The sequence below is a fragment of the Sporosarcina sp. Y352 genome (genome assembly GCF_056786535.1).
Genome location: NZ_JBXCJE010000005.1, coordinates 193,587 through 218,797 on the forward strand (window position 1 = coordinate 193,587; position 25,211 = coordinate 218,797).

A 25,211-nucleotide genomic window follows, 5' to 3' on the forward strand; every position below is an offset into this window, starting at 1 on the left:
AAGAGCTCATTTTCGGTTTGACTATCTTTTATACATTGTCAGTATGCCTTTCATTTCCATTTTTCATGCAAAAGGGCATACGACTGCACTATAATAATTTATGCATTTTACAACTTTACCATATCAATACTATAGCGTCAATTCTTTTCAACTTTAATAATAGAATAACCCTTTTTCTTGACAACCGTTTCAACATTACCAAAAAGCTTTTCCAAAAAATCAATTGTTGAAGGTGCACCTTGTTTCTTCTGGATGACAATCCAGAGTTCACCGCCGACTTTCAACTTGGAAAAAGCACCTTCGTAAAACTTGAATACCATCTCTTTTCCTGCACGGATCGGAGGATTTGTTAAAATTGCAGCAAACCCCTCTGCCGTGATACCGGATAATGCATCACTTGAATAAATCTCCGCATTTGTAACACCGTTTTGTTTTGCGTTATGCACAGCAAGAGTGAGTGCACGTTCGTTCACGTCGACCATGTGAACAATCCGTTCCGGAAAAGATGCGGCAATCGATAAACCGATTGGACCATATCCACAACCTAGATCAAGAATTAAACCCTCTGATTCCGGTGCACTAAATGCTTCAGCTAAAAGCCGTGAACCAAAATCCACTTCCCCTTTACTGAATACCCCGGCATCCGTTTTGAATCGAAGTGTTTTTCCACGCAATTCCGCAGACCATTCTTTCGGATCGCTTTTAACCTTCGGATTTTCCGAGTAATAATGTTCAGACATACCAGTCTTCCCCCTCGTATAGAAACTTATAACAAAAAGTAACAAAAAGCAGATAGTAATTTCCCACTACCGGCTAGATAAAAAAACGAAGAAAAGCTCGTCTATATCTGACGAGCTTTTCTTCATTATTCAAAAATTACTTAACTTCGATTGACGCGCCAACTTCTTCAAGTTTAGCTTTCATTTCTTCTGCTTCTTCTTTAGAAACAGCTTCTTTGATTGCTTTTGGAGCTTCGTCAACAACCGCTTTCGCTTCTTTCAAGCCTAGGCCAGTGATTTCGCGAACTGCTTTGATAACTTTGATTTTTTGGTCTCCAGCAGCAGTAAGAATTACGTCGAATTCAGTTTGCTCTGCAGCAGCTTCTCCGCCGCCAGCTCCTGCCATTGCCATAGGTGCAGCAGCAGTTACGCCGAACTCTTCTTCGATTGCTTTTACAAGGTCGTTAAGTTCAAGTACTGTCATTTCTTTGATCGCTTCAAGAATGTTTTCTTTAGTCATTATATGTTCCTCCTAGTAGTTGTTTTGTCAGGTACCCGCAAGTATATACTTATCGAATTTAACCCGCAATGTTTGTTTCAGGCAGCGTTATTATGCGCCTTGTTCTTCTTTTTGTTCTGCAACAGCTTTTGTTGCAAGCGCAAAGTTGCGCATTGGAGCTTGAAGTACGCTGAGTAGCATAGAAAGTAGACCATCGCGTGACGGAAGTTCCGCCAATGCTTTAATGTCAGTTTCTGATGCAACTAAACCTTCGATTACGCCAGCTTTAATTTCAAGCTTTTCGTTTTTCTTTGCAAAATCGTTAAGGATTTTTGCAGGAGCAACGACGTCATCATTTGAAAATGCAATTGCGTTCGGTCCTGTTAGGTGTTCGTTCAACCCTTCAAGTCCTGCAGCTTCAGCAGCACGGCGTGACATCGAGTTTTTATAAACTTTGAAGTCAATACCTGCTTCACGAAGTTGTTTACGAAGTTCCGTAACTTGACCTACAGTCAAACCACGGTAGTCAACAACAACAACAGAAGCTGCTGATTTCAACTTATCCGTAATTTCACCAACAACTGCTTGTTTGGCTTCTAATACTTTGCTCATTTGGACACCTCCTAAAAAGTTTGGGTCACTTATACCGAAATGAAAAGCCCTCAATCTACGGAAGTAGACTGAGGGCTGAAAAGTCGTCATCTTTTTAAAGAAAAAGAGCGTCTTGTCCTCGGCAGGAAGTTTTAAGCGGCATGCCGCTCCTGCTGTCTACGGTACAAATGATTATATTCACAACAGAAGTCATCTTATCAAAAGATTATCTGTTTGTCAACATTTTTTATTTGTTGATTGAAACGCTTGAAGGATCCACTTTTACAGAAGGTCCCATTGTAGTCGTGATGTTAACTGACTTCATGTAAGTTCCTTTTGCAGAAGCAGGTTTCGCTTTTTGAACAGTTTCAAAAACAGTTTTGAAGTTTTCTTCAAGTTTAGCATCGTCGAATGAAACTTTTCCGATTGGCGCGTGAATGATTCCCGCTTTGTCCGCACGGTATTCAACTTTACCTGCTTTGATTTCTGCTACAGCTTTCGCTACGTCAAATGTTACTGTACCTGTTTTCGGGTTAGGCATAAGTCCTTTAGGTCCAAGAACACGACCAATTTTCCCTACTTCACCCATCATGTCTGGAGTAGCAACGATAACGTCAAAGTCGAACCAACCTGATTGGATCTTAGCGATATATTCTGCATCCCCTGCAAAATCTGCACCTGCAGCTTCAGCTTCTTTAAGTTTTTCGCCTTTAGCGAAAACGAGAACACGTTGAGTTTTACCAGTACCGTTTGGAAGTACAACTGCCCCACGGATTTGTTGATCATTTTTACGCGTGTCGATTCCTAGACGGAATGCAACTTCTACAGTCGCGTCAAAGTTAACTGTACTAGTTTGCTTTGCAAGTGCGATTGCTTCTTTTGCGTCATACGCTTTCATGTGTTCAACTAGCTTTACAGCTTCTGTGAACTTTTTACCTTTTTTAGCCATTTTATATTTCCTCCTCGATTGTGGTTTTAACGGGTTAAACCTCCCACGAATAAGGGTTGCGTGCTCCGGAGAACAAGCGCAACCCCCACTACAAACAACTATTGATTTATAAAATCATGATCAGTCTTCGATCGTGATTCCCATACTGCGAGCAGTACCTTCAACCATTGCCATCGCTGCTTCAACTGACGCCGCGTTTAAATCTTCCATCTTTTGTTCTGCTATTTCGCGAACTTTATCACGTTTCACAGTAGCAACTTTCTTTTTATTCGGTTCACCTGAACCTTTTGTAAGATTAGCTGCAACCTTCAGCAAAACTGCTGCCGGTGGAGTTTTAGTAATGAAAGTAAATGAACGGTCTTCGAATACAGAGATTTCAACAGGAATAATAAGACCTGCTTGATCTGATGTACGCGCATTGAATTCTTTACAGAATCCCATGATGTTCACACCTGCTTGTCCTAACGCCGGTCCAACTGGTGGAGCCGGATTCGCTTTCCCTGCAGGAATTTGCAATTTAACAACCTTTATGACTTTTTTAGCCACGAGACACACCTCCTTAAGTCCGTGATGTGGTAATAGGGTTGCCCCTCCCACTCATATGTGCCTGCCGACTTGCGCCGGTAGAATTTGATAGTTCGTTCAGACCACTTGATTATAGGCTGACCTTTGAAATGATACCACTGTTTCGCGTTTTGCGCAAGTAGTATACGATTATAATTTTTGAACTTGTTCGAAGTCGAGTTCCATTTTCGTCTCTCGTCCAAACATATCCACTGATACTTTCACTTTGCCTTTATCTTCATCGATTTCTTCCACTTTACCTTGGAAGTTTGCGAATGGCCCTTCGAGTACTTCAACCATTTCACCGAGAGCAAAGTCAATTTCTGCTTTACGCTCTTTCACGCCCATTTGTTTGAGGATGAACTCAACTTCTTCTGGAAGTAACGGTGTCGGCTTAGCGCCTCCACCAGATGAACCGATGAAGCCTGTAACTCCAGGTGTATTCCGAACAACATACCAAGAATCATCTGTCATGATAATTTCGACAAGGACATATCCTGGGAATGTCTTTTTGAGGAGAACACGTTTTTTACCATCTTTGAAATCTGTTTCTTCTTCTTCCGGGATGACAACGCGGAATATTTTATCTGACATGCCCATCGTTTCAACACGTTTTTCCAGATTGGCTTTCACTTTGTTTTCATAACCGGAGTACGTATGAACGACATACCAATTTTTCTCCATATCCATAGTGACGAGGACTGTACGTCCGTCCCTCCTTTTATCGTGCAAATAATATAGAAGCGTAAACGCTTTAGATTCGTCGATAATTTATATCATACGTTACCTGGCGTTGGGGTCTAAACGTTAAATCTCCATCTAATAACTTATTCACTGGTTGTTTCCTAGACAATTGAAAAAACCCGCTCAACCTGTCAGACGGGCTATTTTTCAAGGGATTATTCATGTTTCTTCTTATAATGCAATATACCATTCCAGAACTCGTGAAATACCAAGGTCAAGAATTCCGAAATATATCGCCATGAAGACGACTGTAGAAAGGACTACGATTGTGTAACGAGTCAATTCTTTACGTTTCGGCCAGCTTACTTTTCTCATTTCCGAGACAACGTCTTTTAAAAAACCACTTAACTTGCTCATTATACCGTAACCCTCCGAATATTAAGTATGATCCTGCTTTATGCCGTCTGTTTGTGCAATGTATGTGCATTGCAATTGCTGCAAAACTTCTTAAGCGTCAAACGTTCCGTTGGCTTATCGCTACGTGCTGGCACGGTATAGTTCCGTGACCCGCATTTGTCGCAACTTAAAATAATTTTCTTAGACATTCCCTCACCCTTTTCGACTCATAGTTCTTGTCCGAATGGAGCCGGGTAGCGCATTTTTAACTACGCAGGGAACGGAGATAAATGCTGGCAAAAAACATCGAAGTCTTATGTCCCCAGGCTTTCTGAACATCTTTTCATAGTCTTGCTAAAGAGTACCACCTATAATTCATGATGTCAATACGATGGAAATCGCTTTTTAGTTGACCGCATCAACTTGCATATATCGCTCAAGTTTACGCTTAATCCGCTGAAGCGCATTATCTACAGATTTAACTTGTCTATTTAACTCTACGGAAATTTCTTGATAAGATTGTCCATCCAAGTAAAGTGCTAGCACTTGTTTTTCAAGACTACTTAATACTTTGTTCATTTCATCTTCCATCTGGATAAAATCTTCTTTATGAATCATAAGCCCTTCAGGATCATCCAACACCGGACCTGCAATCACGTCGAGCAATGTACGTTCGGATTCTTCGTCAAATACAGGTTTATCTAATGAAATCGATGTATTTAAAGGGATGTGTTTCTGTCTGGTCGCCGTTTTGATAGCGGTAATGATTTGACGAGTGATGCATAGCTCCGCAAAGGCTTTGAACGAACTTAACCTATCCTCTTTAAAGTCACGAATTGCTTTGTATAGACCAATCATGCCTTCTTGAATAATATCCTCTCGGTCTCCACCAATAAGGAAATAGGAACGCGCTTTCAATCTGACAAACGATTGATACTTTTTAATAAGGAAATTGAGAGCATCCGTGTTGCCTTCGTGGATAATAACAATGATTTCCCCATCGGATAACCCGTGAAAATTCGGTATGTTACCTTCTGCGTAAGTTTGCTTCAACACGTGGATCACCCCGGTTCGTTATCAATACTATTTAACTAGTATACAGTATTGGAAAAATTTACGTCAACCGTTCACTTCATTCCACGGCGCCATTTTTCAAATATTTCCGCTATTTCATCAGTTAGAGGTATCTTTGAAAGTGGCTGTTGTTTTTGAATAGTCTTTACTTCCGTGGAAATCAGCTGATCTATTTCATTCATCTCTAGTTCAAGTTCTCTTGCCGACTTTCTCAGAGCTCCATGCGCAAAAATGACCCATTGTTCCGTTAAATCTGATGTAGCCACATGAATTTGCACACGCCTGCCACTCAATTCAGTGACAAGTTTTTCAATTCTTTCATCGGCAGTTTCATTTTTCCTTGTAAAGACAATTTCAACATTATTAAGCACTTTCCTTTTTTCTACACCCGGTACAAGATGCGCATCGAAGACGATAATGACACGCCAGCCGGTATGCGCCCTGTATTCCGCCATCCGTTCAATCAGCCGGTCACGTGCATCCGCCAATTTTTTACGCTTCATCCCACCCAGTTCCTCCCACGCGCCGATGATATTGTAGCCGTCGACCAGGAGTATATCTGTTTTCATCTGTCGGACTTAAGCGGTTGACGTTTACGCAGTACCTCGTACATGAGAAGGGACGCTGCTACCGAAGCGTTCAAAGACGTAACATGGCCGATCATTGGCAAATGATAAAGAAAATCACATTTCTCTTTTAAAATTCGAGACATTCCCTTCCCTTCACTGCCGATAATTACAGCCAGAGGGAGTGTTGCGTCCATCAGTCTATAATCCACTGATTTACTAGCATCCGTTCCCGCTATCCAGACACCCCTCTTTTTTAACTCTTCAACTGTCTGCGATAAATTATTCACACGCACAACCGGAATATGTTCAATTGCACCTGTTGATGACTTCGCTACAACGCCTGTCAATCCTACAGCACGACGCTTCGGTATAATAACACCGTGCACGCCAGACGCATCCGCAGTCCGCAATATCGAGCCTAGATTGTGAGGATCTTCGAGTTCATCAAGTATAAGGAATAGCGGGTCTTCCCCACGTTCGGTCGCGACCGTGAAAAGATCTTCGAGTTCAGCGTATTCGTAAGCCGCTACAGAAGCGACAATTCCTTGGTGATTAATATCGAGTAAGCCATCCAGTTTTTGTTTCGGTACTGCCTGTACAATAATCCCTGCTTTTTTCGCAAGCGACAGAATTTCCCCGATGCTTTTCATGTTAAGGCCTTCGGCAACCCAAATTTTATTCAACTCTCTACCTGAGCGTAGCGCTTCAACAATCGGATTTTTTCCACCGATCAGCTCGGATTCAATGTCATTCTCATTTCCATTTTCATACTCATTCATTTTGACCCTTCCTCCTTCGTTAGTTCGATGAATCTGATTGCCTCACCGATATATTCTTGGACTCGCTCTGTTCTTCCTAGTAAATGTAGATAACCAATGACCGCTTCAAATCCTGAACTGTAATTATACGTTATTACATCGGTGTTTTTCGGTACTGAACCGGACTTCGCATTACGACCGCGTCTCATGATTGCCTCTTCTTCTTCTGTTAAAAACCCTGATTCCTGCATCATTTTCAGCGTAGCTGCCTGCGATTTAGCGGATACATAGTGCGTTGCTTCCCTATGCAGTATATTTGGCTTTACGCGCCCCGAACGAAGGAGATGCTCCCGAATTGCTTGTTCGTAAACCGCATCTCCCATGTAAGCGAGGGCTAAGGCCTTTATTTGTTTTACATCTATATCACGCAAATTGTACAAACCAGTCATCCTCTTTTCCAGCGAGTGCCTTGTGCTGTATCTTCCAAGAGAATTCCTTGTTCTTTCAGTTGATCGCGGATTTCATCTGAACGATTAAAATCACGATTACGGCGCGCTTCCAAACGCTCTTCGATTAACACGTCGATGTCTCCATCTAAAAGGCCTACTTCCTCATCAAACGGCAATCCAAGAACTGCCATCAAACCATCAAACGTGTCAATGAAATGCTTAAGTACTTCAGTTTGGGTGTTTTTCTCCAATAAATAGACGTTAGCAAGCTTCGCTAATTCAAATATGGATGCAATTGCATTTGCAGTATTGAAATCATCATCCATAGCAATTTCAAATGTTTTTTTGATTTCATCCACTTTATAATTCCAAATATCTGCCTGATCACCGAGATCTGCAGATGCAACAAGACGGTGTTTCAAGTTATTGTACGCAGTCTGAATTCGTTCCAAACCGTTTTGTGCGCTGATGACAAGTTCCTCCGAGAAGTTGACTGGATGTCTGTAATGCACGGATAACATGAAGAACCGAAGCACCTTCGGGTCAATCTGCTTGCGGATATCATTCACAAGAACAAAATTCCCAAGTGATTTGGACATTTTTTCATTATCAATATTAATGTAGCCATTGTGCATCCAATAACGCGCAAACTGCTTACCTGTCATTGATTCGGATTGAGCAATTTCGTTCTCATGATGTGGGAATGTTAGATCCTGACCGCCTGCGTGAATATCGATCGTATCGCCGAGGTGCTCTCTAGCCATTACCGAACATTCGATATGCCATCCCGGACGTCCTAATCCCCACGGACTCTCCCATGAAACCTCACCAGGCTTAGCCGCTTTCCAAAGTACGAAATCAAGTGGATTGTCTTTCTTGTTCCCTTGCTCAATACGCGCTCCAATTTTCAGTTCATCTGTCGATTGATGGGACAATTTACCGTAGCCTTCAAATTTCTGTGTACGGAAATAAACATCCCCCTGTGATTCGTAGGCATAGTCTTTATCGACTAAAACTTTTACAAAATCCACGACATCCTCAATGTGATCTGTCACACGTGGATGAACGTCTGCTTTTCCACAACCGAGTGCAGTGACATCCTCAAAGTAAGCGTTGATGAAGCGCTCTGTCAGTTCTCCAACTTCTTCCCCAAGTTCATTTGCCGTTTTGATAATTTTGTCGTCTACGTCCGTGAAATTCGAAACGTACTTCACATCATATCCCCGATAGTCAAAATAGCGTCGAACTGTGTCGAATACGATAACCGGTCGTGCATTACCAATGTGGATGTAGTTGTAAACTGTTGGACCGCACACATACATCTTCACTTTGCCTTCTTCTATTGGAATGAAAGGTTCTTTCTTACGCGTCAGTGTGTTATAGATTTGAATAGTCATGATAATTTCCCATCCTTCACTTTGGAATCCTCTAGTTGTTCAAGCCTGTTCTTCAAGTACTCGACCTCATTTTCAAGCATCTCACATCGATCCGCCACTGGATCCGGCATATCGCGGTGATCATGCTTACTCTTGACACGTACACCGTTCGCAACGACGACTTTCCCGGGAATCCCCACAACTGTCGACTCGGGCGGGACGTCTTTCAATACGACTGAACCTGCTCCTACTTTGCTACCCTCACCGATTATGATGGAACCCAGTACTTTCGCGCCAGAGGCAACAAGTACATTGTCATGGAGTGTAGGGTGCCGCTTTCCACTTTCTTTACCCGTTCCACCGAGGGTTACGCCTTGATAAATCGTAACGTCGTTGCCTATTTCACAAGTTTCCCCAATAACAACTCCCATACCATGGTCTATGAAAAACCTGCGCCCGATTTTAGCACCCGGATGTATTTCTATACCTGTGAAAAACCGGCTAATCTGCGAGACAACACGAGCTAGGAATAACAGTTTCTTCTTAAATAGAGCATGTGCAATTCGGTGAGACCATAACGCGTGCAGGCCAGAATAAGTTAGGATAACTTCAAAAACATTACGTGCTGCTGGATCTTGTTCAAATATGCATTGAACATCTTCTTTCATTCTGCGAAACAACTCGTTCACTCCCCCTTAACTCAGTGTCTAGCTATTGCGGCCAGATGCTCGGGTCATTAGCCGACCCGGCTATGCGGCCGCCTCCGCTTTTCTCATAAAAAAAATACGTCCCCGTCAAATAAATGACAGAGACGCATTGAATGCGCGGTTCCACTCCGCTTGGAAGGTGTTAGCCTTCCCGCTTGACGCCTATAACGCTGGCGATGCGTCCGGCCTACTAACTTTCGGCACGGCACTCTAAGGGGCATTTCCACAATGTAGAGGCACGGATCATTTACAGCCGGTGATGATCCTCTCTGAAGAGCTTGCATTGTGTACTTAATCCTTTTCATAGGTTTACGTAATTAATTTAATTGTACATTTCAAAAGAGGAAAGTCAATGTTATTGTTTTGCGAATTTAGCCACACGTTCAATTGACTTTTCTTTCCCAATCAATGCAATGGATGCCTGCAATTCTGGGCCATGCATTTGACCCGTTGTTACAACACGGATTGGCATGAACAAGTTTTTACCTTTGTGGCCTGTTTCCTTTTGGACTGCTTTGATGGCGTCTTTAATAGATGGCGCATCAAATGTCTCAAGCGCTTCTAGCTTTTCTTTAAAGGAAGCCATCACCTCAGGCACCTGTTCTCCAGCAAGTACTTCCGTGGATTCTTCATCATATTCAATCTCGTGGTCGAAAAACTGGGCAGATAATTCAACAATTTCTGCTCCGAAGCTCAACTGATCCTGATAGAGAGCGATCAAATCGTGAGCCCATGCGGTTTCCGATTCAGTCATCTCTTTATTGAGAAGACCTGCATCTTGAAGGTATGGCAATGCAAATTCGACCACTTCTTCAAGGCTCATCTTTTTCACGTATTGATTGTTCGTCCACGTCAATTTTTGTTTATCGAACATGGAGGGAGATTTAGAAAGACGGCTTACGTCAAACATCTTGATTAATTCTTCGTGCGTGAATATCTCCTCTTCTCCACCTGGAGACCAGCCTAGCAGTGCGAAGAAGTTAAACATAGCGTCAGGTAAATACCCAAGGTCTTTATACTGCGAAATGAATTGAATAATCGATTCATCACGTTTAGAAAGTTTTTTTCGATCTTCATTGACAATTAACGTCATATGACCGAATTCTGGATACGACCAACCGAAGACATCAGACACCATCAGTTGTTTCGGCGTATTTGTTAAATGCTCCTCGCCGCGGAATACGTGGGAAATTTTCATTAAATGATCATCGATAACAACCGCAAAGTTGTAAGTTGGAATGCCATTTGCTTTCACAAGAACCCAGTCGCCTACATCTTTCGACTCGAATGTCACTGTGCCTCGGACAAGGTCTTCCACTTTATACGTTTTGTCTTTCGGTACACGCATACGAATTGTATATGAAAGTCCAGTAGCTTCTTTTTCCGCTACTACTTCTGCACTCAGATTCCGGCATTTACCGCCGTACATTGGAGCAGCGATTCCTGCCGTCTTCTGCGCTTCACGCTCTATTTCCAGTTCTTCAGATGTACAGAAGCATTTGTAAGCATGACCTTTTCCCAATACTTCCTGACCGTATTTCGTGTAAAGATCGAGACGTTCCATTTGACGATAAGGAGCGTATGGACCTCCGATATCAACCGACTCATCATAATCGATACCTAACCACTTCAAGTTTTCAAGCTGGGAAAGTTCTCCCGCTTCGATATTACGTTCAATGTCTGTGTCCTCAATTCGTACGATGAATTTACCACCATGGTGACGTGCGAATAGGTAATTGAATAATGCTGTGCGTGCTCCGCCGATATGTAGATGGCCGGTTGGACTTGGCGCATAGCGTACGCGTACTTCTGAAGTCATATGAATCTCTCCCCGATCTGATTTCATTACTGTTTGTTATTTTACCACTTGCCTCGACCGTTTAAAAGGTGTTATGCCTTAACGAGCAGAATTGTTGCCATAGAGGCAATTCCTTCCTCGCGTCCAGTGAACCCTAATTGTTCAGTTGTCGTCGCTTTGACATTCACTTGTGTTACATCTGCTTTCAGCAAGTCTGCGACACGCTTTTGGATTACTTCAATATACGGAGCCATTTTCGGCTTTTGCGCAATAATCGTACAGTCAATATTGCCGAGTTTATAACCTTTTTCTTCTACAAGTGTCCAAATCTTTTCTAACAACACTGCCGAATCAGCGTCTTTAAATTCCGCATCCGTATCCGGAAAATGCCTTCCGATATCCCCTTTACCAATTGCACCAAGCGCTGCATCGGTAATTGTATGTAGAAGTACATCCGCATCAGAATGACCTGTCAGCCCTCTGTCATGCGGAATTAGAACACCACCGATGATAAGCGGACGCCCCGTTTCAAACTTGTGTACATCAAACCCTTGTCCTACTCTAATCATTTAAAAAACCTCCTACTTTTTTTCAATAAAACCTCTCCAAAAACAAGGTCCTCTTGCGTTGTCATCTTCACATTATCATAAGTACTTTCTACAATATGTATCGGTTCGCCAAGGCGTTCGACGAGCATCGATTCATCCGTGCCTAGAAAACCCTCTGCTTGTGCTTGTGCGGATGCCAGTTTCAGCAACTCATAGCGGAATGCCTGGGGAGTCTGAATGACCCACAACTTCTCACGATCCACTGTGCCTTCGACAACACCCAATTCAACATACTTCATTGTATCTTTTGCCCGTACGCCAGCAATCGCCGCTCCGTGCTTCTCCGCTACTTTAACAAGCTCAGTAATAACGCTATGTCGGATAAATGGCCTGGCAGCATCATGAACGAGGACAATACCACCCTCGTCATGTGCACAGATACATGCCGCTACACTATCTTGCCGCTCCCCTCCACCATCTACTAAAGCTGTAACTTTATTAATAGCGAATTGGTCAAGCATGGATTGAATTTGAGCACGCTCTTCAGGCTTCACAGCAAGAATAACCCCAACACACGCCGGATCTCCTTCAAACACTTGTAGTGTATGGATAAGAATTGGTTTGTCATCCAGTTTCAAAAACAATTTATTGAATCCGGCATCCATCCGTTGACCACTTCCGGCTGCCGGCATCATCACTGTATAGTTCACGATTTCCATCCCTTTTTTATGAGTTCGTCATGCTCAATTTAGTTTTTAAGGTTTACCATTTTTCAATTTAGCAAAAATCATTCTTCCCGCCGACGTCTGCAACACACTTGTTACAACGACATCGATGGCATTACCAATATGGAATTTCCCATCTTCAACGACAATCATTGTACCGTCATCCAAGTAGGCAACACCCTGGTTCTGTTCTTTACCGTCTTTAACAATCACGACATGCATGTCTTCACCCGGAATAACAACCGGCTTCACCGCATTCGCAAGATCGTTGATGTTTAGAACTGAAACGCCGTGCAAATCTGCGACTTTATTCAAATTGAAATCGTTTGTTACTACGAGCCCACCCATACTCTTAGCCAAATGCACAAGCTTCATATCGACTTCGGGAACACCAGCGAAATCTTCGTCAGTAATTTGAATAGATGGACCGTCATAGGTTTGCATGCGCTTCAATACGTCAAGTCCGCGTCTGCCTTTCGTCCGTTTTAACGTGTCTGAAGAATCCGCAATATGCTGAAGCTCTGTTAATACGAACTGGGGCACAACTAACACACCTTCGAGAAAACCTGTCTCCGAAATATCAGCAATCCGACCATCTATAATAACGCTGGTATCCAATATCTTGTAGTGCTTCCCTTTTGTTTGAGTGGATGCATCCTCCACTTCTTTCTTTTTGAGTCCACTGTTCTTTGTAGATTGTAGCGTATTGATAATTTCTTCCCGCTTCTTAAACCCAACCTGAAAACCTAAATAGCCGAGAATGATTGATAATAGAATCGGAAGAACCGATGTAATGATTGGTATTTGGATACTGCCCAAACCAAAACTGACAAGGAACGCGACACTTAAACCCACGACGAGGCCGATTGTACCAAATATTAAATCAAAAACTGGCGCTTTCAGTAAAAGTTCTTCCATCCATTTGATGAAATTGACAATTGGTTCCACTAAGAAAAGACCGAGCACGTAAAAAATTGCTGCTCCAAGGATTGCGGACACGTATGGATTATCAATCCATAGACTCTGGGAGAAAGAAAATAAGGCGAATAAATGCGGTAAAAATAATACACCCAGTGTTCCTCCTATAAGCAGGAATGTAACTTGAACTACTTTTTTCAACATATGAACCACCTCCTTCAGTTATTAATTATACATGTTTTCACGCCAAAACGCTTTGATAAGCATAGGCAGGAGTAGCTTTCACCTCTGTTGTAATAGGACTCTTTAGGACAATTGAAAGTTTCTCTTTTTCCGTTTATTTCAAAAGAGAAGTGACAGAACTGCCATAATTACAGCCCTGTCCTTCATTCAATCTGTGAAAGCGATTTTCAATGCATCACTGACTGTTTCTACACCTATCACACGGATGCCTTTCGGGTAATCCCAGCCGCCAAGGTTCGATTCAGGAATGATTGCGCGTTCGAAACCAAGTTTTGCTGCTTCCGATACGCGCTGTTCGACCCTGGATACCCGGCGTACTTCCCCCGTTAAGCCAACTTCGCCAATAAAGCAGTCGGATAGCCCTGCCGCTACGTCGCGGTAGCTGGAGACGATGCTAACGAGTACAGCTAGGTCAATCGCCGGTTCATCCAGCTTTACGCCGCCCGCTACTTTAATATAAGCATCCTGTGCTTGCAGGAGCATCCCCATACGTTTCTCAAGTACAGCCATCAGCAATTGGACACGGTTTTGGTCGAGCCCTGTTGCCATGCGCTTCGGGTAATTAAAGCTTGATGGCGTCACGAGCGCTTGAATTTCCACAAGAATCGGCCTTGTTCCTTCCATAGATGCAACGACAGTTGAGCCAGCCCCCCCTTGAGATCTTTCCCGAAGGAATAGCTCGGATGGATTTAGTACTTCTTTTAAACCCTCCTGCAACATTTCAAATATGGCAATTTCATTTGTAGAACCAAACCGGTTTTTTACACTGCGTAAAATCCGGTATGTATGATGACGCTCCCCTTCGAAGTAGAGTACAGTATCCACCATATGCTCAAGCAGTCGCGGGCCGGCAATCTGTCCGTCTTTCGTTACGTGGCCAACGAGGAAAATGGCAATGTTTTGCGTCTTTGCGATCCGCATCAGCTGAGCCGTACATTCGCGTACTTGAGATACGCTTCCCGGCGCTGAAGCTACTTCTGGATGATGAACGGTCTGGATTGAGTCCACAACGACAAATGTAGGTTTCACATCTGCAATCGTTTCGTGAATTAACCCAAGATCCGTTTCTGCATAAATATAGAGTTCGTCAGACTTTACGCCTAACCGCTCGGCACGTAACTTTGTTTGGCGAATTGATTCCTCGCCTGAAATGTAAAGGACACGCTGCCCTTTATTCGCCAAGAGCGACGATACTTGTAGTAGGAGTGTCGACTTTCCGATACCCGGATCCCCACCGATAAGTATGAGTGAACCAGGGACAATTCCACCACCTAGAACGCGGTTAAACTCTTCAAGATCCGTTCCGATTCTTGGTTCCTCAACCATTTCAATCGAACTAATTGGTAGCGCCTTATGACGGACTGTATCCGTATGTTGAAATGCGCCGCGCGGACCTTTTTGGACAGCGGCTTCAACTTCTTCCTCCATCATGTTCCACTCACCACACCCCGGGCAGCGGCCCATCCACTTCGGTGATTCATATCCACATGACTTACACATGAATTTTACCTTTCTTTTAGCCATGGAATCCTCCAAATACGAAAAGGACAGCCCATCTTCCCCCAAAATAGCGGGTTAAGGATGGGCTATCCAATTCACTCTTTATTTTTCGATTACTACTTCTTTTTCTGCGACCTCTGTTTGTTCAGCATCTTTGCCAACCTTGACGACAAACTCCTCATTCACCACATCGACGAGGACTTTACCACCTACGAGGACTGTACCTTTTAAAAGTTCCTCGGACAACCGGTCTTCGACGTGTTTCTGGATGGCACGGCGCAATGGTCGAGCACCGTACTCAGGGTCGTAACCCGCGTCAACAATTTTCAATTTCGCAGCATCCGTTAATGCAAGCTCGATATCTTGTTCGACGAGACGTTTAGTCAACTCATTAGACATAAGTGTGACGATTTCACGCAAATGATCTTTTTCAAGAGAATGGAACACAATCATTTCATCGACACGATTTAGGAACTCTGGACGGAAAGCTTTCTTCAACTCTTCGAGCATCGCCGACTTCATGCCTTCGTAATCACGTCCTGCGTCTCCAATATTGAAGCCCACATAACGATTTTTCCTGAGTTCTTGTGCACCTACGTTGGACGTCATAATAATAACCGTATTACGGAAATCGACTGTGCGTCCTTTTGAATCCGTCAATCTTCCATCTTCCAGTACTTGCAGTAGTATGTTAAATACATCCGGGTGCGCTTTTTCGATTTCATCCAACAGGACTACTGAGTAGGGTTTACGTCGAACTTTCTCTGTTAACTGTCCGCCTTCTTCATAGCCTACATAACCTGGAGGTGAACCGACAAGTCGTGATGTCGAATGTTTTTCCATATACTCGGACATGTCGACGCGGATCATTGCGTCTTCGTCACCGAACATGACTTCTGCAAGCGCTCTTGCAAGTTCCGTCTTCCCGACACCTGTAGGACCGAGGAATATGAACGAACCGATTGGACGCTTAGGATCTTTCAAGCCTGCACGCGCTCGGCGTATTGCCCGGGAAATAGCTGTAACTGCTTCACCTTGACCGATAACACGTTCATGGAGCATTTCTTCCATATTGAGCAATTTGGCGGATTCCGCTTCTGCAATTTTAGAGACAGGTATTCCCGTCCACATCGCTACAACTTCAGCGATATCTTCAACTGTTACTTCGGATTCCTTTTGACCTTGCTTTTCTTTCCAGTCAGTTTTCGTTGTTTCAAGTTCTTCTTTCATCTTCTGTTCTTTATCACGGAAAGATGCTGCTTTTTCGAATTCTTGACTTTGTACAGCCGCATTCTTCTCAGAACGAATTGCTTCTAGTTTCGATTCGAGCTCTTTCAAGTTCGGTGGTGTTGTATATGAACGTAGGCGAACCTTCGAGCCCGCTTCGTCAATTAAGTCAATTGCTTTATCCGGAAGGAATCTGTCGGAAATATAGCGATCCGACATTTTTGCAGCCGCTTCAATTGAGGCATCCGTAATTTTCACACGGTGATGCGCTTCATAACGGTCACGCAATCCGTATAGAATCTGGATTGTTTCATCAACAGTTGGCTCATCGACTTGAATCGGTTGGAAACGTCGTTCAAGCGCTGCATCTTTTTCAATATATTTACGGTATTCGTCCAGTGTCGTTGCACCAATACATTGCAATTCACCGCGTGCGAGCGACGGTTTCAGGATATTAGATGCATCGATTGCACCTTCCGCTCCTCCTGCTCCAATTAATGTATGCAATTCATCGATGAACAGGATGATATTGCCTGCCTGGCGAATCTCTTCCATTACTTTTTTCATGCGATCTTCAAATTCACCACGGTATTTCGTACCTGCGACAACTGTTCCCATATCAAGCGTCATAACACGCTTGTCGCGAAGGATTTCAGGTACTTCGTTGTTAATGACTTGCTGCGCAAGCCCTTCCGCAATTGCTGTCTTACCGACACCCGGTTCTCCGATTAGTACCGGATTGTTTTTCGTCCGGCGTGCCAATACTTCAATAACACGTGTGATTTCTTTGCTACGTCCGATAACCGGATCTAGCAAGCCTTCACGTGCCACTTCTGTTAAATCACGTGCCAAACTATCTAACGTTGGTGTTGCGGCAGAATTAGAGACCCCTTGACCTGTTGCTGAACTGTCATTGCTTCCCAGCAGTTGAAGTACTTGCTGACGCGCTTTGTTCAAGCTAACGCCGGAATTATTCAATACTCGCGCTGCAACGCCTTCACCTTCACGAATAAGTGCAAGCAAAATATGTTCCGTACCGATATAGGAATGGCCAAGTTTGCGTGATTCATCTACGGATAATTCAATAACTTTTTTTGCTCTAGGTGTGTAGTGAACGATGGGACCGACATCCTTTGTTCCGGCTCCGACAAGTTTTTCCACGCCTTGTACGATTGTTTCAAAGTTCACACCAATCGCTTCAAGTGCTTTCGCGGCAATACCCCCGCCTTCACGGATTAGCCCTAGCAAAATATGTTCTGTGCCGATGGACTCGTGTTTCATTCGAATTGCCTCTTCCTGTGCAAGTTGCAATACTTTCTGTGCACGCTGTGTAAATCGGTTAAACATCATAATCAGTCCTCTCCTTCTATCTATATATATACAATCAATTCCCCAAATACTCGTACATTACTCAATTGAATTATAAATATTAGAATGGAGCGATAAAACAACCATCCTAATTATACGTATTCAACTGGTAACGTCAGAACTCCTTTATTAGAGAAATTGACTTTGACTATCTTTGACCTGACTATACAGAAACCTCAGATAATGTGCAAAATAGTTGCTCACTCTTCCGCTTCTTTTTCAACCGGCGGCACTGTTCTTTCCACGTTAAGCCGTTCGCGGAACAATTTTGCCCTGAAGATATCCCGTTCTTCCTGGGATAACTCCGTACTCGCATATTGCTGCAAAAAACCCGGTTGCATAAATATCATCAACTCATTTAAGATCGACACATCAACGTCCTGGATAATACCTAAATCGATTCCGAGCCTGACGTCGGACAGACATCGAGCGGCTTCTCCTGACGGTAACAGACGTGCATAGCTGATTGTGCCGAGCGAACGAAATAGCCTGTTCTCAAGTGAAATCCGTGACTTTGCAAGTAACAACTCCCGTGACTTACGTTCATGAGCAATCAGGCGAGATGTAATGTTCCTGAGGTCTTCCAATATCTCCTGCTCCGTTTTACCAAGCGTTGTCTGATTTGATACTTGATAGATATTTCCTGGCGCTTCGCTTCCCTCTCCATAACTTCCACGGACAATCATGCCAAGTCGCGAAATAGCCGGAATAATACGTTCGATTTGTTTGGTAATGGTAAGTGCCGGCAAATGCATCATAACTGATGCGCGCATGCCGGTTCCCGTATTTGACGGACAACTTGTCAAAAAACCGAAATCCTCATCAAACGCGTATGGTAGTTCTTTTTCCAAATAATCATCTACTTGGTCCGCCTTTTTGTAGGCATCCTCTAGCTGGAGCCCTGGACAGATGCATTGAATCCGAATATGGTCTTCTTCATTGACCATGACACTCACCGTCTCATCTTCCGATAACAAGACAGCCCCGTGCCTATTAGGTGCTGCAAGTTGCGGACTGATTAAATGCTTCTCAACGAGCACTTGTCGTTCCAGTGCTGGAAGTTCCGACATCTTGGTGTAGGTATACCCGTTTTCTACAGCATCAAGCAAGACGCCTGTAACCGCCCTGTCAACCGCCATAGCCTCTTCTTCCGTGATGGCGATTGGAAAACGATAGCCTGTTAAATTACGTGCAAGCCGAACCCGCGTAGATAATACGATATCTGAGTTTTCTCCATAAGCTGTCATCCAGGTGGTTACCGCATTACGCATGAACTTTTCAATCGACATCGTTTTCTTCACCTCCATGTGAAAGGTGTTGCTTGAGTGTATTCGCTTCGTCACGTAATTCTGCTGCTTCTTCAAAACGTTCGGCTTCTACAGCATCTTTCATTTTGACCCGAATCTCATCAATCTTCTTTTTAACGGCATATAGCTCATTAAAAGACACTGGGATTTTACCCGTATGTGATGAACGTCCGTTGTGCAGTTTCCCAAAAACATATGGAAGGCTTTCGCGGAACGTGTCGTAACAGGCCGCACAGCCAAACTTACCGATATCGAGAAATTTCGGGAACGTCAAACCGCATGAAGGACATTCAGGTCCTGTCAACTGTTCCCCTCTTGCCGGCTGTTGTTCCTGGAATGATTCTGAACCGCTAAACCAGTGCGATAGAAATTGTTGAATCGACAGCGGTTCCTGATTAGGATCAAAAATTAATGTATGTGATTGGAAGGCGCACTTCTCACATAAATGATGTTCCATGGATCCGACCACGCTTTCTTGAGTGATGCTGACGGATGCGGGCCGTTCTTTACAATTTTCACATATCATTGAAAGTCACCTCAAATCAGTTAGATTATCAATCAATTTAGTTGCTCGTAAATGAGCGTCAAAAGCATCGCTTGCAAAATACGTGCACGTATAATATCACGTTCGGGAAGTGGCTGATGGATTGTTGTTCGATCGACAGCGGCGAGAATAAGCTTTGACTCGCGCTCAGATATAACGTCTTCCTCAATTAGTCTGTAGACGACATCCAGGGCCATTGTAAAGGAGGCTCCTGACTGGATACCCTCTAGAATATGTTCAATTAATTCTTTACGAGAATTTGCCTGCACGCGGAATATGCGTATATAACCACCGCCACCTCGCTTAGACTCAACTGCATATCCTCTTTCCGCTGTAAAACGGGTCTTAATGACGTAGTTGATCTGCGATGGTACGCACTGGAATTTTTCTGCAACTTCATTGCGCTTAATTTCAATCGTTCCACACTGTTCCTCTTCGATTATTGCCTTCAAATATCCTTCTATAATGTCGGAAATGTTTCGCATGTCCTCACCTCTTTCCTACTGGGGGAATAAGCCGTTGACTTTGACTATCTTTGACTTGATTGTACAGGACTCTCTGTTCGCACTGCAATCGATATGCACCAAGAAGGAGGGGATTCCCTTAGCATCGGCATAGTAGGTGTTCTTTTAGTCTCTAAACAAAAAAATGGAGTGCAAGGCGTATAGCCTTACACTCCTTTACCCTCTATTCCACGCTAACATTCGTCAATTCTTTGACCGGCAAGAATAGTTCTCCCGTTTCTAAATACGTTACGGCAAGTTTATCGCCTGCTTGAATATAAATGGCAAGCGGCACAGTTTCAGAAGAAACGATGAAGTTACGTCCATCCTCCGCTAAAAATGAAATCAGTGTAAAGTCGCCAACGCGTTCTTTAAAGACACGCACGACAGTTACCGCCACCTTCGCCTCTTCGGCGCCTGAACTGCCATCCACACTGCTACTTCCGCGTTGAAGAGCTGTTTTATATAACTTTAACGCTTCATTTGGCGTATTTCCGTAGACCGAAATCTCCGGATTCGCTGCTGATACGATGAAGTAATTTTGTAGGAATCCATTTGAATCGAGTACCGGTGTCAACCAGCTAGCTTCTCCGTAGAAGTTATACAAGACTGGCATTTCTCCCGACCATTTCTTTTCTATGAATTTCTTTTCTATGATTTGAAGTGCTCCTTGAGAATCCATATAGGACTCTTCTAGATTACCTGTATAATATGTGGCTATACCTGTTCTCCCGTCAGTCAACGCATAGCCTAGCATCGAATCGACGCCTTCTTTCGGGCTAGTGAAATCGGTGAAGTAATACATATGGCCATCTTCATCGAAGATTGGACTGACATTCGCCTCTGTTCCTTCATCAGACGGTAGTTTAACGTCTTTCTTCCCAATGATTGAATTCCAGAAACCATGGATATAGTTACCGAAATAGCTGTTCTGCAAACTGACAGCTTCAGGTGAAACAGCGCCATCAATATATTCCGGAACATCTTTTAGCGAATATTTCTTCACACTACCACTCTCAGGATTAACGACTACAATTCCCTTTACGTCAAAACCATTACGTGCGCTGATGAATTCACCGTATGAACGTATATAATGCGGCTTTCCTTCATCATCAATTTCGAGTTGTACATCTCCATAAAAGATGAGGTTCGGCATTTTCATCCGTATATGACGCTCAACTTGCTTATGGAAGAATGACGATGGCGTGTAAGCCATTTCTGCTTCCACAAATTTAGGATTATCTGCTGAATCCGTCGCGCTCATCGTGAAATAGCCCGGAGTTGTATCCGCATTTAGCCATTTAAAAAAGCCAGAAAACTCAACGGGTGCAATGTAGACGAATTTACCATCTACTTTTTGAATCTGCAGACTGCCAAGTTCATAATAACTTGTATTCGGTACTTGCCCGAACGCTTTCTTCATTTTATTTCTTGCAAATTTCGGAGGGACACTTGCTGGCGTTTTCGTTTCGTCAAAAGCTGTGATTTCAACTTTCTGGTCCATCTCAACCGCTTTGTATTTCTTATCGGCATTGAATAGCGGAGCACTTAAAATATAAACGCCAAACACAAGTGCGCCCAGGAACAAAATACCTTTCACTTTACGATCTTTACCGCCAGCGGAAATGGCTCCTAGAAGTGTAACGACTAGAAACGCAATCCAAAGCGACGTCCAGTTGCGATCCATATTAGTCAAATAGTAAAACAAAAATACCAAAATAGCAGAGATAATCGCTACTGTAGCTATTGCGGCACCTCTATTGAAGGCAATCGGCGTTTGCGCATCATCTGTGACACGTTTCGTTTGACTGCTGAGGATAAAAGGTACGATTAATAAACTGAATACAACGCCCGTAATTATAGAAAATAATAGTAAGTTAAGCATAAAATACACCCTTTTCCATCTTGAATATTTTTTGCTGATAGTTAGTATACGGACTATCAGCAAAATAGTTTCATTTTTCGGATTGAAGATGAAAAAAGTTTATCATTTTGAATATATGGGTAAACAGAGCAATAGAGGATTTTTCTTGCCCTTCTTTTTTCCTCGGTCTTACAATCCAGTAAATAAACCATTGGAGGCAATACATTTTGAATTGGTACGAGAAGTTAAATGAATACTTCCCCGTTGAAGAGATGAAGTCAAAGGAACATATGGACGCGTTGCTGTTGGATAAGAAAAGTGTCTACAAAAAAGACGAAGGACCACATCATGTGCTCATGTATGTTGAGTTCGAAAAATTCATCTTCGTAGATTATTTGTTTGTTTCCACACAATCACGCGGTATGGGACTTGGCGGTAAATTGTTGACAATGTTAAAGTCCAAAAATAAACCGATCCTCCTAGAAGTGGAGCCAGTCGACTATGAAGATACAGATACAGCTAAACGACTTAAGTTTTACTCACGCGAAGCGTTCTCACATGCACAGCGCATCGGCTATAACCGCCGCTCTCTGGCTACGGGTGAAAACACAGTGCTCGAAATTTTATACTGGTCGCCTACTGATTCAGGCGAAGAAGAAATCTACAACGCAATGACTCAGACGTACGATGAAATTCACACATACAAAGATGAAACTTTTTACGGTCAAAAGTACGACCCGACCGATAAAGTACTTGTTTTTCACACGAAGGGCAAACGCGATATTCTTCAACCTTTCGATACATCCGAATAAAAATGGACTTCCCTTTGGAATGGGAAGTCCATTTTTTATGCCTTAATCATTTCTTTCTCCAAAGGTTCCAAATCTACTTCGAATCCTAAGTCTTCCAGCATTTTACGATCCCAATCGCTTTCCTGTCCAGCCGTTGTTAAATAATCTCCGATGAAAATTGAGTTTGCTGGGTATAAACCAAACGGTTGTAGACTGCGTAAATTCACTTCTCGCCCACCTGAAATCCTAATTTCTTTTGTAGGGTTGATAAACCTGAACAAACACAGTACTTTCAAGCAATAACGTGGTGTTAATTCGTCCGTACCACCAAGGGGCGTGCCATCTACGGCATGTAAAAAATTGACTGGAATTGAATCTGCGTCCATTGCGTACAGACTACGCGCCATGGAAACGACATCTTGTTTTGTCTCACGCATACCGATAATTACACCCGAACACGGTGAAATACCCGATTCCTTCACAAGATCCACTGTATTTACACGATCCTCATATGTATGGGATGTCGTAATACTTTCATGGTGCTCAGCTGAAGTATTAATGTTGTGGTTGTAGCGGTCGACGCCGGCTTCTTTCAATCGTTTTGCCTGTTCCGGTTTCAAAAGTCCGAGACATGCACAAACGGTCATATGTTCATGCTTCGACTTAATTTCTTTCACAGAATCAATAACGATTTCGAGTTCACGATTCACAGGACCCCTACCGCTCGCCACGATACAGTAGGTTCCCGCATTCAATTCGGCCGCCCTTGTCGCACCCGCTACAATTTCTTCTTTTTTCATCATGGAATACTTTTCGATTGGCGCTGTCGAAATAATCGACTGCGCACAATACCCGCAGTTTTCCGCGCATAAGCCCGATTTCGTATTCATTATCATATTAAGTTTCACTTTATTCCCATAATACTGTTTCCGAATTGTATATGCCGCATGCAAGAGTAAGAGTAATTCCTCATCAGGACTATCCAATATGGAGAGTGCTTCCTCATCCGTTAAGACATGTCCTTCTAGAACACGTTCAGCTAAATCAGTATACTTCGTCATATTAGCGCCTCACTTTCAATACTTTATACATACGATGTCCAAACATTCCGCCAAGAACTGCAAGAATAATATCTTTCGGCAATGGTGGAACCATCCATAACCACGCCACTTTGTACGTGAACGCATCTGGAGCCGCAGCCCAAAACTTATAGGCATAATACATCCAGTTCGTACCAAATAGATAGTTCACAGACATTCCAACGAGTGCCGCGATAATATATCCATGAAGCTTTCCGTTCTTCTCAACAATTTTTCCGGCAATGAATGCAACGAAAATGAAAGAGACGACAAATCCGAATGTCGGACTGATAATCGATCCAAAACCGCCTCCGAATCTTGCAAATACGGGCGCCCCCGCAAGCCCGATGAACATGTAGACCGTCATTGCCAGCGCGCCTCTGCGACTGCCAAGAATAAGTCCTGCAAGAATCGCGAAAAAGGTTTGTAATGTAATCGGTACTCCGCCAACTACAAGAAATGGTAAAAATGCTGTAATATTGGCTCCAATCATCATCAGTGCTGCGAACATGCCACTGTAGACAAGTGTTAGTGGGCTCATTACAATTTTACTGTTTGTTTTTACTGCAACTGTTGTCATAAGTACACCCCTTAAGTTTGTGTTATCTTTAATAGAATAGTAGATAACACATTATGTGTCAACCTAATATTATTAAGGGTTAACACAAATGCGCATAAAAAAAGACCGACAGCATATTCGCCATCGATCGAATTTAGGATTTTTCGCCTTCATCTTTTGGAAATAAAAAGTAAGAAATGACCCCGCTCACAATCATCGCACCGATTATGATAGCCAAGCGCGTTAACTCGGGCACTTCTTGGTATTCTTTCGTCAACTTCATCCAGCCGAATCCGCCAACTAGTAACATAATGGGAATGACAAATTTAAAAGCTTTCAACAAATTCACCTACTGTATAGAGTTATGGTAGTTTTATTCTACCATAACACTACCTTATCTACGACGACGACGTCTTCCACAGCCATGCCGTGAACCGATACCGCCTACTTGCGGACCATAGCCATCCATGCCCGGACCATAACCAGGTTGGGCGGGCAGTGTTTGACCCATAACGTCTTGTGTCGTTTCTGTGTAATAGTGACGCGGAATTTGAACGGTATGAACCCGATTCACATTAACGATCGGATGGATAAAAGGTACTTCTTGTGGAACAAATTGATCGTGACAACGATACTGCGTTGGGCATACGACCGGTTGCACCTGTCCGGCACCCATATTGCCTGGGTACATCTGATTGCCGTGATGCATTTGATGGCCGTGATGCATTTGATTACCGTGATGCCAATTACCTTGTTGCATCATACTATCACCTCCTCCTTATATTAGATGTGAAAAGTAGGAGGACAAACGGGCGATAGACTCTACGGGCGGTAAGGAATATCAGAAAACGTATTTTGTTATCTGGGATTAAAATTCGCTTTGCTCAAGCAAGCGAATGTGG

Annotated in this window: 29 protein-coding genes and 2 other annotated features; of the genes, 1 reads left to right on the forward strand and 28 read right to left on the reverse strand. The window is 43.2% G+C overall.

Annotation, left to right across the window (positions count from 1 at the left end; genetic code table 11):
* Positions 1 to 137 precede the first annotated feature (137 nt).
* The 24 genes from AC1TO6_RS10785 to AC1TO6_RS10900 form a co-directional block, all read right to left on the reverse strand.
* Positions 138 to 740, reverse strand: coding sequence for a class I SAM-dependent methyltransferase (locus AC1TO6_RS10785; protein ID WP_482101597.1), 603 nt, complete (start codon positions 738 to 740; stop codon positions 138 to 140).
* Between the two features lie 136 nt (positions 741 to 876).
* The gene (gene rplL / locus AC1TO6_RS10790) at positions 877 to 1,239 is read right to left on the reverse strand and encodes a 50S ribosomal protein L7/L12 (RefSeq protein WP_482101598.1); all 363 of its coding nucleotides are present in this window, start codon (positions 1,237 to 1,239) and stop codon (positions 877 to 879) included.
* Between the two features lie 90 nt (positions 1,240 to 1,329).
* Positions 1,330 to 1,830, reverse strand: coding sequence for a 50S ribosomal protein L10 (rplJ, locus tag AC1TO6_RS10795; protein WP_482101599.1), 501 nt, complete (start codon positions 1,828 to 1,830; stop codon positions 1,330 to 1,332).
* A 31-nt stretch (positions 1,831 to 1,861) separates the two neighbouring features.
* Positions 1,862 to 2,010: a sequence feature (ribosomal protein L10 leader region), on the reverse strand.
* A 46-nt stretch (positions 2,011 to 2,056) separates the two neighbouring features.
* Positions 2,057 to 2,758 carry a 50S ribosomal protein L1 gene (gene rplA, locus AC1TO6_RS10800; RefSeq protein WP_482101600.1) on the reverse strand — a complete coding sequence of 234 codons (702 nt, stop codon included), beginning with the start codon at positions 2,756 to 2,758 and terminating at the stop codon, positions 2,057 to 2,059.
* 120 nt (positions 2,759 to 2,878) lie between these two features.
* A complete protein-coding gene (gene rplK, locus AC1TO6_RS10805) occupies positions 2,879 to 3,304 on the reverse strand; it encodes a 50S ribosomal protein L11 (RefSeq protein ID WP_482101601.1) in 426 nt (141 codons plus the stop codon).
* 168 nt (positions 3,305 to 3,472) lie between these two features.
* Entirely contained in the window at positions 3,473 to 4,006 is a 534-nt protein-coding gene (gene nusG, locus AC1TO6_RS10810; protein WP_482101602.1) for a transcription termination/antitermination protein NusG, read from the reverse strand.
* A 231-nt stretch (positions 4,007 to 4,237) separates the two neighbouring features.
* Positions 4,238 to 4,423, reverse strand: a complete 186-nt coding sequence (gene secE / locus AC1TO6_RS10815; RefSeq protein ID WP_482101603.1) for a preprotein translocase subunit SecE — start codon at positions 4,421 to 4,423, stop codon at positions 4,238 to 4,240.
* A 38-nt stretch (positions 4,424 to 4,461) separates the two neighbouring features.
* Complete coding sequence (gene rpmG / locus AC1TO6_RS10820; RefSeq protein WP_482101604.1) at positions 4,462 to 4,611, reverse strand: 50S ribosomal protein L33; 150 nt, start codon at positions 4,609 to 4,611, stop codon at positions 4,462 to 4,464.
* A 196-nt stretch (positions 4,612 to 4,807) separates the two neighbouring features.
* Positions 4,808 to 5,455, reverse strand: coding sequence for an RNA polymerase sporulation sigma factor SigH (gene sigH / locus AC1TO6_RS10825; RefSeq protein ID WP_482101605.1), 648 nt, complete (start codon positions 5,453 to 5,455; stop codon positions 4,808 to 4,810).
* A 74-nt stretch (positions 5,456 to 5,529) separates the two neighbouring features.
* Entirely contained in the window at positions 5,530 to 6,045 is a 516-nt protein-coding gene (locus AC1TO6_RS10830; protein ID WP_482101606.1) for an NYN domain-containing protein, read from the reverse strand.
* Positions 6,042 to 6,824, reverse strand: coding sequence for a 23S rRNA (guanosine(2251)-2'-O)-methyltransferase RlmB (gene rlmB, locus AC1TO6_RS10835; RefSeq protein ID WP_482101607.1), 783 nt, complete (start codon positions 6,822 to 6,824; stop codon positions 6,042 to 6,044). The genes AC1TO6_RS10830 and rlmB overlap by 4 nt, the downstream gene beginning before the upstream one ends.
* Entirely contained in the window at positions 6,821 to 7,252 is a 432-nt protein-coding gene (locus AC1TO6_RS10840; RefSeq protein WP_482101608.1) for a Mini-ribonuclease 3, read from the reverse strand. The genes rlmB and AC1TO6_RS10840 overlap by 4 nt, the downstream gene beginning before the upstream one ends.
* On the reverse strand, positions 7,249 to 8,649 hold the full coding sequence (cysS, locus tag AC1TO6_RS10845; RefSeq protein WP_482101609.1) for a cysteine--tRNA ligase: 1,401 nt from the start codon (positions 8,647 to 8,649) through the stop codon (positions 7,249 to 7,251). Before cysS ends, AC1TO6_RS10840 begins: the two co-directional genes overlap by 4 nt.
* Complete coding sequence (gene cysE / locus AC1TO6_RS10850) at positions 8,646 to 9,308, reverse strand: serine O-acetyltransferase (RefSeq protein WP_482101610.1); 663 nt, start codon at positions 9,306 to 9,308, stop codon at positions 8,646 to 8,648. The genes cysS and cysE overlap by 4 nt, the downstream gene beginning before the upstream one ends.
* A 124-nt stretch (positions 9,309 to 9,432) precedes the next feature.
* Positions 9,433 to 9,649, reverse strand: a binding site (T-box leader).
* A gap of 41 nt (positions 9,650 to 9,690) precedes the next feature.
* Entirely contained in the window at positions 9,691 to 11,154 is a 1,464-nt protein-coding gene (gene gltX / locus AC1TO6_RS10855; RefSeq protein WP_482101611.1) for a glutamate--tRNA ligase, read from the reverse strand.
* A gap of 71 nt (positions 11,155 to 11,225) precedes the next feature.
* A complete protein-coding gene (gene ispF / locus AC1TO6_RS10860) occupies positions 11,226 to 11,702 on the reverse strand; it encodes a 2-C-methyl-D-erythritol 2,4-cyclodiphosphate synthase (RefSeq protein ID WP_482101612.1) in 477 nt (158 codons plus the stop codon).
* Positions 11,699 to 12,391 carry a 2-C-methyl-D-erythritol 4-phosphate cytidylyltransferase gene (gene ispD, locus AC1TO6_RS10865; protein ID WP_482101613.1) on the reverse strand — a complete coding sequence of 231 codons (693 nt, stop codon included), beginning with the start codon at positions 12,389 to 12,391 and terminating at the stop codon, positions 11,699 to 11,701. Before ispD ends, ispF begins: the two co-directional genes overlap by 4 nt.
* 45 nt (positions 12,392 to 12,436) lie before the next feature.
* Positions 12,437 to 13,528, reverse strand: a complete 1,092-nt coding sequence (locus AC1TO6_RS10870; protein WP_482101614.1) for a PIN/TRAM domain-containing protein — start codon at positions 13,526 to 13,528, stop codon at positions 12,437 to 12,439.
* A gap of 186 nt (positions 13,529 to 13,714) precedes the next feature.
* Entirely contained in the window at positions 13,715 to 15,091 is a 1,377-nt protein-coding gene (radA, locus tag AC1TO6_RS10875) for a DNA repair protein RadA (protein WP_482101615.1), read from the reverse strand.
* Positions 15,092 to 15,169: 78 nt separating this feature from the next.
* Complete coding sequence (locus AC1TO6_RS10880; RefSeq protein WP_482101616.1) at positions 15,170 to 17,644, reverse strand: ATP-dependent Clp protease ATP-binding subunit; 2,475 nt, start codon at positions 17,642 to 17,644, stop codon at positions 15,170 to 15,172.
* Between the two features lie 218 nt (positions 17,645 to 17,862).
* Positions 17,863 to 18,951 carry a protein-arginine kinase McsB gene (mcsB, locus tag AC1TO6_RS10885; RefSeq protein ID WP_482101617.1) on the reverse strand — a complete coding sequence of 363 codons (1,089 nt, stop codon included), beginning with the start codon at positions 18,949 to 18,951 and terminating at the stop codon, positions 17,863 to 17,865.
* Complete coding sequence (locus tag AC1TO6_RS10890; RefSeq protein ID WP_482101618.1) at positions 18,941 to 19,426, reverse strand: UvrB/UvrC motif-containing protein; 486 nt, start codon at positions 19,424 to 19,426, stop codon at positions 18,941 to 18,943. The genes mcsB and AC1TO6_RS10890 overlap by 11 nt, the downstream gene beginning before the upstream one ends.
* Before the next feature lie 101 nt (positions 19,427 to 19,527).
* A complete protein-coding gene (locus AC1TO6_RS10895) occupies positions 19,528 to 19,998 on the reverse strand; it encodes a CtsR family transcriptional regulator (RefSeq protein WP_482101619.1) in 471 nt (156 codons plus the stop codon).
* Between the two features lie 202 nt (positions 19,999 to 20,200).
* The gene (locus tag AC1TO6_RS10900; protein ID WP_482101620.1) at positions 20,201 to 21,901 is read right to left on the reverse strand and encodes a hypothetical protein; all 1,701 of its coding nucleotides are present in this window, start codon (positions 21,899 to 21,901) and stop codon (positions 20,201 to 20,203) included.
* A gap of 206 nt (positions 21,902 to 22,107) precedes the next feature.
* On the opposite strand from AC1TO6_RS10900, the gene AC1TO6_RS10905 reads away from it, so the two are divergent.
* Entirely contained in the window at positions 22,108 to 22,692 is a 585-nt protein-coding gene (locus AC1TO6_RS10905; protein WP_482101621.1) for a GNAT family N-acetyltransferase, read from the forward strand.
* A 35-nt stretch (positions 22,693 to 22,727) separates the two neighbouring features.
* Here the strand turns inward: AC1TO6_RS10905 and bioB are convergent, their stop codons facing one another.
* From bioB to AC1TO6_RS10925, 4 genes are all read right to left on the reverse strand, one after another.
* Positions 22,728 to 23,732 (reverse strand): biotin synthase BioB, encoded by a 1,005-nt coding sequence (gene bioB / locus AC1TO6_RS10910; RefSeq protein WP_482101622.1) that lies wholly within the window; start codon positions 23,730 to 23,732, stop codon positions 22,728 to 22,730.
* Position 23,733: 1 nt separating this feature from the next.
* Positions 23,734 to 24,330, reverse strand: coding sequence for a biotin transporter BioY (locus tag AC1TO6_RS10915; protein WP_482101623.1), 597 nt, complete (start codon positions 24,328 to 24,330; stop codon positions 23,734 to 23,736).
* 133 nt (positions 24,331 to 24,463) lie between these two features.
* Complete coding sequence (locus AC1TO6_RS10920; RefSeq protein ID WP_482101624.1) at positions 24,464 to 24,649, reverse strand: histidine kinase; 186 nt, start codon at positions 24,647 to 24,649, stop codon at positions 24,464 to 24,466.
* A 54-nt stretch (positions 24,650 to 24,703) separates the two neighbouring features.
* Positions 24,704 to 25,072: a hypothetical protein gene (locus tag AC1TO6_RS10925; protein ID WP_482101625.1), complete on the reverse strand. Its 369-nt coding sequence runs from the start codon at positions 25,070 to 25,072 to the stop codon at positions 24,704 to 24,706.
* Positions 25,073 to 25,211 lie beyond the last annotated feature (139 nt).

Coding starts and splice junctions, on each gene's coding strand:
- gltX (WP_482101611.1), bottom strand. CDS start 11,154: ATGACTTCAGAAGTACGCGTACGCTATGCGCCAAGTCCAACCGGCCAT.
- radA (WP_482101615.1), bottom strand. CDS start 15,091: ATGGCTAAAAGAAAGGTAAAATTCATGTGTAAGTCATGTGGATATGAA.
- nusG (WP_482101602.1), bottom strand. CDS start 4,006: ATGGAGAAAAATTGGTATGTCGTTCATACGTACTCCGGTTATGAAAAC.
- AC1TO6_RS10840 (WP_482101608.1), bottom strand. CDS start 7,252: ATGACTGGTTTGTACAATTTGCGTGATATAGATGTAAAACAAATAAAG.
- AC1TO6_RS10830 (WP_482101606.1), bottom strand. CDS start 6,045: ATGAAAACAGATATACTCCTGGTCGACGGCTACAATATCATCGGCGCG.
- rlmB (WP_482101607.1), bottom strand. CDS start 6,824: ATGAATGAGTATGAAAATGGAAATGAGAATGACATTGAATCCGAGCTG.
- AC1TO6_RS10880 (WP_482101616.1), bottom strand. CDS start 17,644: ATGATGTTTAACCGATTTACACAGCGTGCACAGAAAGTATTGCAACTT.
- mcsB (WP_482101617.1), bottom strand. CDS start 18,951: ATGTCGATTGAAAAGTTCATGCGTAATGCGGTAACCACCTGGATGACA.
- AC1TO6_RS10890 (WP_482101618.1), bottom strand. CDS start 19,426: ATGGAACATCATTTATGTGAGAAGTGCGCCTTCCAATCACATACATTA.
- secE (WP_482101603.1), bottom strand. CDS start 4,423: ATGAGCAAGTTAAGTGGTTTTTTAAAAGACGTTGTCTCGGAAATGAGA.
- rplA (WP_482101600.1), bottom strand. CDS start 2,758: ATGGCTAAAAAAGGTAAAAAGTTCACAGAAGCTGTAAAGCTAGTTGAA.
- cysS (WP_482101609.1), bottom strand. CDS start 8,649: ATGACTATTCAAATCTATAACACACTGACGCGTAAGAAAGAACCTTTC.
- AC1TO6_RS10925 (WP_482101625.1), bottom strand. CDS start 25,072: ATGATGCAACAAGGTAATTGGCATCACGGTAATCAAATGCATCACGGC.
- bioB (WP_482101622.1), bottom strand. CDS start 23,732: ATGACGAAGTATACTGATTTAGCTGAACGTGTTCTAGAAGGACATGTC.
- AC1TO6_RS10785 (WP_482101597.1), bottom strand. CDS start 740: ATGTCTGAACATTATTACTCGGAAAATCCGAAGGTTAAAAGCGATCCG.
- AC1TO6_RS10915 (WP_482101623.1), bottom strand. CDS start 24,330: ATGACAACAGTTGCAGTAAAAACAAACAGTAAAATTGTAATGAGCCCA.
- AC1TO6_RS10870 (WP_482101614.1), bottom strand. CDS start 13,528: ATGTTGAAAAAAGTAGTTCAAGTTACATTCCTGCTTATAGGAGGAACA.
- AC1TO6_RS10900 (WP_482101620.1), bottom strand. CDS start 21,901: ATGCTTAACTTACTATTATTTTCTATAATTACGGGCGTTGTATTCAGT.
- rplL (WP_482101598.1), bottom strand. CDS start 1,239: ATGACTAAAGAAAACATTCTTGAAGCGATCAAAGAAATGACAGTACTT.
- AC1TO6_RS10895 (WP_482101619.1), bottom strand. CDS start 19,998: ATGCGAAACATTTCCGACATTATAGAAGGATATTTGAAGGCAATAATC.
- rplJ (WP_482101599.1), bottom strand. CDS start 1,830: ATGAGCAAAGTATTAGAAGCCAAACAAGCAGTTGTTGGTGAAATTACG.
- ispF (WP_482101612.1), bottom strand. CDS start 11,702: ATGATTAGAGTAGGACAAGGGTTTGATGTACACAAGTTTGAAACGGGG.
- rpmG (WP_482101604.1), bottom strand. CDS start 4,611: ATGTCTAAGAAAATTATTTTAAGTTGCGACAAATGCGGGTCACGGAAC.